We start from the raw sequence: 13,719 nt of genomic DNA, 5'->3' as shown, positions 1-13,719 counted from the left end.
AAAAATTACTTCCTTTTTTGATTCTGAAATTAAATTAAAATTTATCTTTAAATAGATCGTATAAATGAGAGGCTAATACTATTCCAAAGCAGACAAATGTTATAGTGGAAAGCTCTTTGAAATGAAATATAATTAAAAATACTATTATAGTGATTGTTAAATAATTCATCCATTTTTTTCTCATAATTGCCTCCTTTAGATTAATATTAAATAGTAGTTTATTGAACTATCAAAACAATATATTTACAACTGTATTATACCACAATATAGTATTTAATTAAAGTATTCATAATGTGAAATTAAAATTATCAGGTTCAAGGGTAAATTTTTGTGTAAAAAAGTAAAAAAATTCCAAAAAAAGACTTTACATTTTATAAAAAATCTGTTAGAATTTAAAGATAATAATGTAATAGTGGGATAATATGTATTTTTATCTTTTTTTAATTTTTCAAAGGGGTGAAGCTTTATGACACATACTGAAAAGTATGGAATCACAGAAAGGGTTAGTTATTCAAAAATTCAAAATGTTTTGGATCTTCCAAACCTAATTGCCATTCAAACTGATAGTTATGATTGGTTTATTAAGCAAGGAATTAGAGATGTTTTTGACGATATTAGTCCAATTAGGGACTATTCCGAAGCGATGAAGTTGGAATTTTTAAATTATCGTTTAGAAAATGCTCCAAAGTATTCAGAACAAGAATGTAAGGATAGGGATATGAACTATTCAACACTTCTAAAAGTAGATGTTCGTTTAACAAACAACAATACTGGTGAAGTTAAAGAACAAGAAGTGTTTATGGGAGAAATTCCTTTGATGACTGACAATGGGACTTTTATTATTAATGGTGCTGAAAGAGTTATCGTAAGTCAGCTTGTTAGAAGTCCGGGTGTATATTATGGAGAAGAAATTGACAAGTCAGGTAATAAGTTATTTTCTTCAACAGTAATTCCGAACAGAGGTGCTTGGTTAGAATATGATACCGACACAAACGGAGTTGTAAGTGTTCGTATTGACCGAACAAGAAAATTGCCTATAACAACTATGATTAGGGCGTTGTTATATGAAACAAATGAAGAAATGGTTGAAAATTTCGGAGATATTAAAGAACTTCATACTACTTTGGAAAAAGATATAACAAAGAGTTATCAAGAAGCTATTCTTGAAATTTATAGAAAATTAAAACCGGGGGATCCTGCTACTGTTGAAAGTGGGGAAAGTTTATTACATAATTTACTTTTCGATCCAAGAAGATATGATCTTGCAAAAGTTGGTAGATATAAATTTAATAAGAAATTAGCTTTAAGAAATAGATTAATAGGAACAATTTTAGCTGAAGATATTTTCAAGACTGATAAATTCGGTGAAATGGAAAAAATCGCAAGTGTTGGAGATTATATTTCAGAAGAACTTGCTGAAAAAATTGAAAATGCAGGATATAAGAGAGTTCATGTAAAAGTTGAAGACAAAGAGATTATCGTTGTTGGCAACCACTTTGTTGATATTAGTGCGTTTGAATTGGGATTTGATATTTCATGCAACGGACTTTCAGAAAAAATTTACTATCCGGTTATGATGGAAATTTTAGAAGCTGCATCAGAATATGAAGGCGAAGAATATGAAACACAAGTTAAGAGAGCTGTAAGAAATAGGGTTAAAGAGCTTTCTCCTACTCATATTATTCGTGATGATATTGAAGCTACTGTAAGTTATGAATTTAACTTATTCTATGGTCTTGGAATTTGTGATGACATTGACCATTTAGGAAATAGAAGAGTTAGAGCCGTTGGAGAACTTTTACAAAATCAATTTAGAATTGGTTTATCAAGAATGGAAAGAGTTGTTAGAGAAAGAATGTCAACTCAAGATCCAGATCTTGCTACGCCACAAGGACTTATTAATATAAGACCTCTTGTTGCATCTTTAAAAGAATTCTTCGGTTCTTCACAATTATCACAATTCATGGATCAAAACAATCCACTTGCAGAACTTACTCATAAGAGAAGATTATCAGCTTTAGGACCTGGTGGTCTTAGTAGAGATAGAGCAGGATACGAAGTAAGAGACGTTCATGAAAGTCACTACGGAAGAATTTGTCCGATAGAAACTCCAGAAGGTCCAAACATTGGTCTTATTACTTCTCTTACAACTTATGCAAGAGTTGATCAATATGGATTTATTGAAACACCATATCGTGTTGTAAATAACGGAATTGCTACAAAGGATATTGTTTATTTAACAGCCGATGAAGAAGATGAAGTTATTATTGCTCAAGCCAATGAACCACTTGATGAAAATGGACGTTTTGTAAACGAAAGAGTAAGTGGTCGTGGTATTAATGGCGAAAATGATATTTATCCAAGAGATACAATTCAACTTATGGACGTTTCTCCACAACAAATTGTATCAGTTGGTACAGCGATGATTCCTTTCCTTGAAAACGACGATGCTACTCGTGCATTGATGGGTTCAAACATGCAAAGACAGGCGGTGCCTCTACTTGTTACTGAAGCTCCTATTGTAGGAACTGGTATAGAACATAAGGCAGCAAGAGATAGTGGTGTTGTTATTGTTGCGAAAAATTCAGGAATTGTTACTAGAGTTGATAGTGATGAAATTCATATCAAAAGAGATTTAGATAATGTAGTTGATAAATATAGATTACTTAAATTTAAACGTTCAAACCAAGGAACAACAATCAATCAAAGACCTATAGTTAGTGAAAATGACAGAATTAATGCCGGAGATATTATTGCCGACGGTCCTTCAACTGAAAATGGAGAAATCGCATTAGGTAAAAATATTTTAATGGCATTTATGAACTGGGAAGGCTATAACTATGAAGATGCGATGTTGTTAAATGAACAACTTGTTATAGATGACGTTTTAACTTCACTACACATTGAAGAACATGAATGTGAAGCTAGAGAAATTAAATTAGGTTCTGAAGAAATCACAAGAGATGTTATAAATATCGGTGAAGATATGAGAAAAAACTTGGACGAAAATGGTATTATAAGAATCGGTGCTGAAGTTAATTCGGGAGATATCTTAGTTGGTAAAGTATCACCTAAGGGAGAAACTGAGTTAAGTGCTGAAGAAAGACTTTTAAGAGCTATTTTCGGAGAAAAAGCTAGAGAAGTAAGAGATACTTCTTTAAGAGTTCCTCATGGAGAAACTGGTATTGTTGTAGATGTTAAATGTTACAGTAGAAAAAATGGAGATGAATTACCACCAGGAGTTAATGAAGTAGTTAGAGTTTATGTAGCCACTAAGAGAAAGATTAATGTAGGGGATAAAATGTGTGGTAGACATGGTAACAAAGGGGTTATTTCAAGAATAATGCCTCAAGAAGATATGCCATTCTTACCAGATGGAACTCCTTTACAAATCGTTCTTAATCCATTAGGGGTACCTTCTCGTATGAACATCGGACAAGTACTTGAAGTGCATTTAGGACTTGCAGCTAAAAGACTTGGTTGGAAAGTTGCAACACCTGTATTTGACGGAGCAAGTGATATTGATGTTCTTGATGCATTAAAGCTTGCTGGTTGTCCTGAATCAGGAAAAATAAAACTTAGAGACGGAAGAACTGGAGATGAATTTGACAATCCTGTAACTGTTGGTTATATGTATATGTTAAAACTTCACCATTTGGTAGATGAAAAGATTCATGCAAGATCTATCGGACCTTATTCTTTAGTTACACAACAACCACTTGGTGGTAAGGCACAATTTGGTGGACAAAGATTTGGGGAAATGGAAGTTTGGGCATTGGAAGCATATGGTGCGAGTCATACTTTACAAGAAATGTTGACTGTTAAGAGTGATGATATTGTAGGTAGAGTTAAGACTTATGAATCAATTGTTAAGGGTGTAAATATTCCTGAACCGGGTATTCCTGAATCCTTCAAAGTTCTTATGAAAGAATTACAATCATTATGCTTAGATGTTAAATTGATTGATGAAGAAGGAGAAGAAATCAAACTTAGAGAAAATTCCGATGAAATCAAGGCTCAACTTGTTTTAAATGAAGAGTATGCCAACGAAGAAGAGGAAGAAGATTTTGACTTTGATTCATTCTATGATCAGTCTGGAAATAAGGAAGAAGATTTTGACGGTTTTGACCTTAGTTTCTTAGAGGATAAAGATGAAAAAGGAAAAAGTAGTTCAGAAGAAGTAGAACAAGACGAAATATTTATAGAAGAAGATATTGATCAATAACATAGAGGAAGGGAGTGGACTCCTTGTTGGAATTAAATAATTTTGATGCAATGAAAATTGGCTTAGCTTCACCTGATAAGATAAGAAGTTGGTCAAGAGGAGAAGTTAAAAAACCAGAAACTATAAATTACAGAACTTTAAAACCGGAAAAAGATGGACTTTTCTGTGAAAAGATTTTTGGACCGGTAAAAGACTGGGAATGTAATTGTGGTAAATATAAAAGAATAAAATACAAGGGAAACGTATGTGAAAAATGTGGAGTTGAAATCACAAAGGCTAAAGTAAGACGCGAAAGAATGGGACATATTGAACTTGTTGCTCCAGTTTCTCATATATGGTATTTTAAGGGAATACCTTCAAGAATGGGTCTTATATTGGATATGAGCCCAAGAGCTCTTGAAAAAATCCTATATTTTGCAAATTATGTTGTTCTTGATGCAAAAGATACTGACCTTTATGTTAAACAATTGCTAACTGAAGGCGAATACGGAGAAGCTTGTGAAAAATTCGGTGCAGAAAATTTCAGAGTTGGAATGGGTGCTGAATCTATTAAAGAGCTTTTGGAAAATATAAATTTAGATGAGCTTTCAAATGAATTGAAAAAGGGTCTTGTTGATGCAACTGGTCAAAAGAAAATTAGACTTTCAAGAAGACTTGAAGTTTGTGAAGCTTTCAGAAAATCAGGAAATAGACCTGAATGGATGATTATTGATGTTGTCCCTGTTATTCCACCTGATTTAAGACCTATGGTTCAACTTGAAGGTGGTAGATTTGCAACTTCAGACTTAAATGATTTGTATAGACGTGTTATAAATAGAAATAACAGATTGAAAAAACTTATAGAAATTCATGCTCCGGAAATCATTATGAGAAATGAAAAGAGAATGTTACAAGAAGCTGTTGATACATTAATTGATAATGGTAGACATGGAAAAGCTGTAACAGGGGCGGGAAATAGAGAGCTTAAATCTTTATCAGATATGTTAAAGGGAAAGACAGGAAGATTCAGACAAAACTTACTCGGAAAGCGTGTTGACTATTCAGGACGTTCTGTAATCGTAGTAGGTCCGGATTTAAAATTCCACCAATGTGGACTTCCTAAAAAAATGGCTCTTGAATTATTCAAACCTTTCATTATGAAACAATTAGTGGAAGACGGAATTGTTCATAATATTAAGAGTGCGAAAAAATATGTAGAAAGATTAAATTCAAATGTTTGGGATATTTTGGATAAAGTTATCAAAGATCATCCTGTACTTCTAAACAGAGCACCGACTCTTCATAGACTTGGTATTCAAGCATTTGAACCAGTTTTAGTTGAAGGAAAGGCAATAAAATTACATCCATTGGTTTGTACTGCATATAATGCCGACTTTGACGGCGACCAAATGGCTGTGCATTTACCTTTATCAACTGAAGCACAAGCTGAAGCAAGACTTTTAATGCTTTCTACAAATAATATTTTGGCACCAAAAGATGGTAAGCCTATTACAACTCCTACTCAGGATATGGTATTGGGGTCATATTATTTAACAAGTGGAACTGTTGAAGAACAAGCTCTTCGTTCATTTATGGATTATGATGAAATGTTTAAGGCTTATTCTACAAATAATGTTAAAATTCATGATACTGTTAATGTGTTATATAGAGATGAAGAAACAGGTGAAAGTCAAATCGTAAAATCAACTGTTGGTAGATTTATATTTAATGAACATCTTCCACAAGATTTAGGATTTGTTGATAGAAATAAAGATAAATACTCATTAGAAGTTGATAGACTTGTAGATAAAAAAATGCTTGGTAAAATTGTAGATAAATGTTTTAGAAAACATGGAAATATAAAAACTGCTGAAGTTTTAGACTATATAAAATCTACAGGATATAAATATTCAACTGTTGGAGCTATTTCAATTTCAATGAATGATGTAATAGTTCCGGAAGAAAAATGGGAAATTCTTAAAGAAGCAGAACAAAAGATTGCAGTTTATGAAGAATTGTTTAGAGATGGTTTAGTTTCTGAGCAAGAAAGATATGAATATGTAATCTCTGTTTGGACAAAAGCCACAGAAGATATTACAAAGATTCTTGTTGAAAAGCAAGATCCTACAAATAGTATTTCAATCATGGCTGACTCAGGAGCCAGAGGTAATATTAATCAAATTAGACAGTTAGCGGGAATGCGTGGACTTATGAGTTCTGCTACTGGTAGAATCGTAGAAATTCCTATCAAAGCAAACTTTAGAGAAGGTCTTTCTGTACAAGAGTTCTTTATTTCAACTCATGGTTCAAGAAAAGGACTTTCAGATACTGCTCTTAGAACGGCTGACTCTGGATATTTAACAAGAAGACTTGTAGATGTTTCTCAAGATGTTATTGTTAGAGAAGATGATTGTTGTACAGATGAATATGTATTAGCTACAGACTTTAAAGATGGAAATGCTATAGTTGAAAAACTTGCTGATAGAATTGTAGGTAGACATTCATTCGAAGACGTATTAAATCCTACTACAGGAGAAATTTTAATTCATAAGAATGAAATGATTACTGAAAGTCTAGCAGAAAAAGTTGAAAAACTTGGAATTACAGAAATAAAAGTTCGTTCTGTTCTAGGTTGTAAATCCAAACATGGCGTTTGTGCAAAATGTTACGGACGTAACCTTGCAACAGGAAATCCAGTTAACATTGGGGAAGCTGTAGGAATTATAGCTGCTCAATCAATCGGTGAACCTGGTACTCAGCTTACAATGAGAACATTCCACTCTGGTGGGGTTGCCGGTGTTGGAATCACTCAAGGTCTTCCGCGTGTTGAAGAACTTTTCGAAGCGAGAAAACCAAAAGGACTTGCTTATATAACTGAAATTGATGGTACTGTAAAATTAGTTGATAATAAGAAGAGATATGATATAGTTGTAACTGCCGACGATGGTGATGAAAGAATTTATGCTATACCTTATGGAGCTAGAATTAAAGTTAAAGATGGAGAAGAAATCAAGGCAGGCGATATGCTTACTGAGGGTTCTATAAATCCACATGACATTTTAGCCATTAAAGGTCCAACAGGAGTTCAAGAATATATCACTAAAGAAGTTCAAAAAGTTTATCGTAATCAAGGGGTAGACATCGATGATAGACATATCGAAATCATTATAAAACAAATGCTTTCTAAAGTTAAAATCGATACTTCAGGAGATACTAATTTCTTAGAAGGAAGCTTAGTTCCTTTCAGAGAAGTAGAAGCTGTTAATGGAAAAATGCTTGAAGAAGACAAGATGCCAGCTACTTTTGATAATGTATTGTTAGGTATTACTAAGGCATCGCTTGCTACTGAAAGTTTCTTATCAGCAGCATCATTCCAAGAAACAACTAGAGTTTTAACTGATGCTTCTATTAAAGGAAAAGCAGATGGACTAATAGGATTAAAAGAAAATGTAATCTTAGGTAAACTTATCCCTGCCGGAACTGGTATGAAAGTCTATAAATCTATCGAAATTGATTATGAAACACTAGAGGAAGAAGAAAGACTTGCTAGAGAAGAAACTCTTGAACATAGTGATTCTGAAGAAATTCAAGAAGTTGACGATTCAATCGAAGAAGAATTAGAAGAAAAAACTGAAACAGAAGTTGAAACTGAAGAAGTTGAAATCGTGGAAAAAGTTGAAGAATAATATTTAGAGTCGGAAATTTTCCGACTCTTTCTATAAAGTGAGGATTAAGATGAAAAAAGCTTTAATTTTGACAGCATCTTTTGGTGGTGGACATAATAAGGCAGCTAATAATATAAGAGAAAAGCTCGAACAAAGAGATTTTGATGTAGAAGAAATAGATTTATTAAAAGGAATTTCTGAAAAGTTAGATAGTTTACTTGTTGGTGGATATTTGGGAATAGTAACAAAAACTCCCGAAATTTTCGGACTTATATACAAAGGAACGAATATAACACAGTCGCAAAATATTTTTTCAAAACCGATTTTAAATATGTTAAGCAATAAAATATTACCTATTTTAGAAGAAAGAAAACCTAATGTAGTTATAGGTACTCATGTTTTTGCAATCGGGGTAATGGAACATATAAAGCAAAAAAAATATTATGATGTTCCTTTCATTTCTGTAATTACAGATTTTATAACACATAAGATGTATTTTAGTGACTATGTGGATTATTATGTTGTAGCAAGTGAATTCACGAAAAATAGAATGATTGACGACGGAATAAAACAAGATAGGATTTGTGCTTTTGGAATTCCTATAAGTGATAGTTTTAAGGAAAGACATTTTGAAAAAAAGGATGGCTTTAATATTTTAACTATATTTGGAACTTTGGGAATGAATGATTTTTCAGAATATATAATGCCGATACTTGATATTTCAAATGATATCAAACTTACTATGGTTTGTGGTAAAAATGAGGAATTAAAAGAAAAACTTGAGAAAAAATACAGTCTGTTCGTAGATGAAAATAGACTTGAAATTTTAGGTTATACAAATGAAATAGCAAGACTGATGGAAGAAAATCAAATTTTGATTACAAAACCTGGTGGACTTACAGTTTCAGAGGCAATTATTAAAAATATTCCTCTTATAATCCCATTTTTTATTCCAGGACATGAAGAAGAAAATAAAAATTTTATTGTCGAGGAAGAAATAGGTGTTTATGCAAATAGTGTTGATGCTGTTATAAAGGAAATAAAAAAGTTTTACAAAAATCGAAGAAGAGTAGAATATATGGCTTTGAATATGAAAGATATTGCAGATGGATTTTCTGTAGATAAAATTGCAGAATTAGTTGAAAAAATTAGTTAAATTCATTGACAAAAATGTTTTCTTATAGTATAATCCATTGTGGACAAAGATTTTTAGGAGGTTTTATATGAAAATTAAAAAATATTTAATTTCTGCTATGGCTATATTCCTAATGGGATCAATGGTTGCTTGTCAATCAAAACCAGCTGAAAACAAGAAAGCAGAAGAAAAGAAGGAAGAAAAAAAAGAAGAACCTAAGAAGGAAAAGGCTTCTGAAGAAGAAAAGAATAAAACTATTAAGGCTTTAGAAGAACAAAAAGCACTTGAATTGATAATTCCTAATTTAAAGGATTCTGACAAAGAAAGCATTGAAAAAAAATATGAAAATTTAATTGCTCAAGTTAAAGAAGACAAAATTGATAAAGAAGAAGTAATTAAATTAGGAAAGGCTGCTGAAAATTATATTAAGAATGTAAAAGAATCAAAAAGTGGAGGATCCCAAAAATAATATTATATATTTTTAATGAGAGTTTGTTAACTCTCATTTTTTGTTGTTTATTACTTACTTATGAGCATTAATAAAATTTTTTACTGTGTCATTAATTTCTTTTTCATGCCCTACTAAAAGATGACCACCAGTTTCAAATATTTTCAAAGTGCTATTTTTAAATCTTTTTACTGAAGTAATAAATTTTTCATATTTTGTTATTTTGTCATCTTTTGATTGAAAAATTAATGTTGGGATTTCAATTTCTTCAATAATATAATTATCATAATTCACTGCCATATCTGGATTAGTAATTTCTCCATCTATTTTTACTCCTTTTTTTCTTTTATCAATTGGTAACATTGTTTTGACTACATTCCTTTCCATACCCATAATAGTTTTAAAGAAAGGACTAATCAAGTACATAGGAAGATTATTACATAAAAAATTAGGAGGTGCTTGATATAAATTTATTTTCTTAGGTTTTTCTGTCTCAGGCATTGCAGAACTGTATAGAATAAGTCCTTTACATCTATTTGGATAGTCCAGTGCAAAACGAATTGCTACAGTTCCTCCTGCTGAAGTCCCTACAATAAATACTTTATCGATATTTAATTTATCTAAAAGCTCAATATATGCTTTACATTGTTCTTCAGGAGTTCCTTTTCCTAATACATGACTGTTTAGGTATCCAAAACGTGATGGGGACAATATTCTAAAATCTTTAGTTAAATCTTTTAAACTTTCATAACCCTGATCAAAACCTCCAAAGATAACATGGCAGACTAGTAAAACTTCTCCATCTCCTCTGTCGAGATATTCTATATTTCCATAAGATAGAATCATTTGACTCGGTTGATAGCTTTTTAATTGTTCTTTAGCGTCTTTTAAATCAATAGTCAGCTTAATACTCATAATTATAGTATAAAATGATATAGATATAATTATAATAACAAATAATAGTTTTAAATTTTTCATCACAACTCCAAAGTATTACAAAATAGGTTTATAAAGTGTTCAAGCTCTTTTTTTCCATCTTCTAAACTTTCTTTTTTACAATCATATTTTTGAAGTAAAAAATAGATTTGGGAATAAAATATTTTAGCTATATCTTCTGCACTGGTAGATTTCAGTTTTTTAGGTGGGATTAATTGAGAAAACACTTGTGTTTGATATTTTATGGGTTCATTTAAAAAGATTTTTTCATACAAATCATTGATTTGACTTTCTCTATAACGATCTATTATTAACATTTTTCTAAAATTTGAAGCGATTTCATCTAAAATATAAAACTCAAATAATTCCTTTGAAATTTCAATAATATCTTCTCTTTTTTTATTAAGATACATATCACTGTTGTTAGAATTTCTAGGCAATAAAAGTATATCTCGTTTCTCATTCATTTTTTTATAAAATATTTCTATACAGCTCTCAAAAATTTCTTGTTTACTTTTAAAATGTTTATATAAGCTAGGAGCCTTAATACCAACCATCATTGCAATGTCCTTTACATAAACATCAGAGTATCCTTTTTGAGCAAAAAGTTTTAAGGCTTCATACATTATTTTATCTTTAGTATTCATAAATTCTCCTCTCGAGCTAATTATGATTAGCTGTCAAGTTTTAAGAGTTTTTATTTTACAAATATATTATATTCAAAATAATTCTAAATTTTCCTATAAAAAAACGAGATAAATACTTATCTCATTTTATCAAATATTTCAATTATATAATTATTTACAAGTTCTTTTGCGACAGAAGCACTTATACTTTCACTATAAACTTTTAATAGCATACTTTCAAATACACAAATTACTAAATTATCAATAATTTCAGCTCTCTCTTCTGAAACTATATTTTCTTCAATACAATCTTGCATCAAATAAAAGCTTCTTGTTTTTATAGATTTAGACAAAAGCATTTCTCTAACTGCTTTTGGATATTGTTTAATATCTAAAGGAAAGTAACTGTAATAACTTTCAACATACTGTTCTAAATTTTGTTTTAAGTTTGAAAAGAAAATAGTATAATAAATTTCAGGTCTTCTAAAAGCACAATCTGTGTAACATTGCCAAACAAGTAAATATATATCCCTAGAATCATTTGCTGATTTTACATAACTTGGCAGTTCATCTATATATTCTTGTAAATAATGCATTGATGCAAAAAATAATAAATGTTCTAAGTTGTCAAAATAATTATAAATGGTTGCACTGTTATATCCGGCTATATCGGCAACTTTTCGTATTGTAACAGCATCATAGCCATCTTTTTCTATTATATCTATCGTGGCATCAACAAAATATTTTACCATTCGAGATTTTTGTATCATTTTTTTATCTAAAGCATTCATATCAACTCTCCTATATACCGTACTATTCTAACATAAAATTGAGATAATATCAAATATAACAATTTTAGTATTTAAAAAATATATTAATATTAACCAACTTTGTATTTTTTTGTTAAAATATATTTTTTGAATTGTTATATATCGTTTAAAGTAATTCAATTAGAAAAAAATTGATAATCTAATATCAACTTAAAATAAAATAATAGAAAAATAAAATTACTTTTTTATAAAAATCTATTGCAAACGATTAAAATTTATGATATATTTATTATAGGTTAAAAAATAATCATGATTATAAAATAAATTAATTTAAAAAGATTTGCTGTGATTAAAATTAAGAGTTTGAAATTTTTGTGGTTTTTTTATATTTTAAAGGATAGAAAAAAGAATTTAAAAAAGAAAAAAGGAGGAAAAAATGAACAAAAAAAGTAATACCGTGTTTTATGCTTCAATAGTATTGACATTAGCAATCGTTTTTTGGGGCTTTTTAAGTCCGTCATCTTTTGAAACGGCTGGTAATGCATCTTTTAAATTTTTATCTACAAATTTTAACTGGTTTTACACTTTTACTATGACTTCGTTCATTGTGTTTGCAATTTGGATTGGATTCTTTAGTAAGTATAAAAACATAAAGTTAGGTGGAGATGATTCAAAACCGGAATTTTCAAATGCATCTTGGTTTGCAATGTTATTTTCTGCTGGTATGGGAATTGGATTAGTATTCTTTGGAATATCTGAACCCTTAAGTCATTATCTAAATCCAATAAATGGGAAAGGAATGACAGAAGAAGCAGCTAAGTTTGCAATTACAAAATCATTTTTACACTGGGGACTTCATCCTTGGGCGAATTATTGTATATTAGGGTTAGGACTTGCTTATATGCAATTTAGAAAAGGAAAACCAGGTTTAATAAGTAGTATATTTATTCCTATATTAGGGGAAAAAGGAGTTAGAGGTCCATTAGGGAAAATAATTGATATTTTGGCTGTATTTGCTACTGCTGCAGGAATGGCAACTTCTTTAGGACTTGGAACCCAACAAATCAACAGTGGATTGAATTATATGTTCAAAGTTCCTGAAACTCCTATTGTTCAGATAATTTTAGTTATTTCAATTACTTTAATTTATACTTGGACAGCTATTTCAGGTGTTGAAAAAGGAATTAAAGCTGTTTCGGATTTGAATTTAATTTTGGTTGTAGTTTTGTTAGCTGGATCATTTCTTCTCGGACCAACTGTTAAAATATTAAGAACTTTCGTTGAGGGAACAGGACTTTATATTCAAAATTTTGTTCAAAATTCATTGGAAGTTGGTGCTTTTGGAAAAAGTTCATGGTTTGGAGATTGGACAGTGTTTTATTGGGCTTGGTGGATTGCATGGGCACCATTTACAGGTATTTTCATTGCAAGAATTTCTAAAGGAAGAACCATAAAAGAGTTTATTGCAGGAGTTATGTTGGTTCCTACAATAGTTTCATTTATTTGGTTTTCAATTTTTGCAGGAATTGACTTTTCTACTGCTGGAAAAGTTTTACTTGAAGCAAGTAAAAGCTCAGCAACTGCATTCTTTATAGTAATGAGTGAAATTCCTTTTGGGGCTATTCTATCATTTGTTGCTATAATCCTTTTGTTCACATTCTTTATAACGTCAGCAAATTCTGCAACTTTTGTTTTAGGGATGTTATCGCAAGAAGGAGATTTGAATCCTACAAATACAAAGAAAACAATTTGGGGAGTTGTTCAGTCAGCTCTTGCATTATCACTTATGATAGGTTCAACAAATGGGTTAAAAATGTTACAAACTATCTCAATTATAGCTGCATTTCCGTTTGCATTTATAATGTTGTTAAGTATGTATTCCCTTGTGAAAGCATTGAAAACAGATGAGTTTGTAATAGATAATAAAATATAGTA

8 protein-coding genes are annotated in these 13,719 nt (G+C 30.5%); 5 read left to right on the top strand and 3 right to left on the bottom strand.

What is annotated here, in order from left to right; all coding sequences use genetic code 11:
- Positions 1 to 466 precede the first annotated feature (466 nt).
- The 4 genes from rpoB to VJI95_RS04125 all read left to right on the top strand — a co-directional run bounded on the left by rpoB (position 467) and on the right by VJI95_RS04125 (position 9,473).
- A complete protein-coding gene (gene rpoB, locus VJI95_RS04140) occupies positions 467 to 4,225 on the top strand; it encodes a DNA-directed RNA polymerase subunit beta (protein ID WP_323999340.1) in 3,759 nt (1,252 codons plus the stop codon).
- A gap of 23 nt (positions 4,226 to 4,248) precedes the next feature.
- Positions 4,249 to 7,890 carry a DNA-directed RNA polymerase subunit beta' gene (rpoC, locus tag VJI95_RS04135; protein WP_323999341.1) on the top strand — a complete coding sequence of 1,214 codons (3,642 nt, stop codon included), beginning with the start codon at positions 4,249 to 4,251 and terminating at the stop codon, positions 7,888 to 7,890.
- Between the two features lie 49 nt (positions 7,891 to 7,939).
- Complete coding sequence (locus VJI95_RS04130; protein WP_323999342.1) at positions 7,940 to 9,025, top strand: MGDG synthase family glycosyltransferase; 1,086 nt, start codon at positions 7,940 to 7,942, stop codon at positions 9,023 to 9,025.
- Positions 9,026 to 9,092: 67 nt separating this feature from the next.
- Complete coding sequence (locus VJI95_RS04125) at positions 9,093 to 9,473, top strand: hypothetical protein (RefSeq protein WP_324010358.1); 381 nt, start codon at positions 9,093 to 9,095, stop codon at positions 9,471 to 9,473.
- Positions 9,474 to 9,527: 54 nt separating this feature from the next.
- On the opposite strand, the gene VJI95_RS04120 is transcribed toward VJI95_RS04125, so the two are convergent.
- The 3 genes from VJI95_RS04120 to VJI95_RS04110 all read right to left on the bottom strand — a co-directional run bounded on the left by VJI95_RS04120 (position 9,528) and on the right by VJI95_RS04110 (position 11,805).
- Positions 9,528 to 10,430, bottom strand: a complete 903-nt coding sequence (locus tag VJI95_RS04120; protein ID WP_324010357.1) for an alpha/beta fold hydrolase — start codon at positions 10,428 to 10,430, stop codon at positions 9,528 to 9,530.
- Positions 10,430 to 11,035 carry a TetR/AcrR family transcriptional regulator gene (locus VJI95_RS04115; RefSeq protein ID WP_323999345.1) on the bottom strand — a complete coding sequence of 202 codons (606 nt, stop codon included), beginning with the start codon at positions 11,033 to 11,035 and terminating at the stop codon, positions 10,430 to 10,432. The genes VJI95_RS04120 and VJI95_RS04115 overlap by 1 nt, the downstream gene beginning before the upstream one ends.
- A 116-nt stretch (positions 11,036 to 11,151) precedes the next feature.
- Positions 11,152 to 11,805, bottom strand: a complete 654-nt coding sequence (locus VJI95_RS04110; RefSeq protein ID WP_323999346.1) for a TetR/AcrR family transcriptional regulator — start codon at positions 11,803 to 11,805, stop codon at positions 11,152 to 11,154.
- A 415-nt stretch (positions 11,806 to 12,220) separates the two neighbouring features.
- Here VJI95_RS04110 and VJI95_RS04105 point away from each other — a divergent pair, with 415 nt between their 5' ends.
- Positions 12,221 to 13,717, top strand: coding sequence for a BCCT family transporter (locus VJI95_RS04105; RefSeq protein WP_324010356.1), 1,497 nt, complete (start codon positions 12,221 to 12,223; stop codon positions 13,715 to 13,717).
- Positions 13,718 to 13,719 lie beyond the last annotated feature (2 nt).

Source organism: Parvimonas sp. C2 (genome assembly GCF_035282405.1).
Lineage (GTDB): Bacteria > Bacillota > Clostridia > Tissierellales > Peptoniphilaceae > Parvimonas.
Note: the sequence above shows the minus strand (reverse complement) of the source record. Positions and strands in the feature narration are given on the sequence as shown.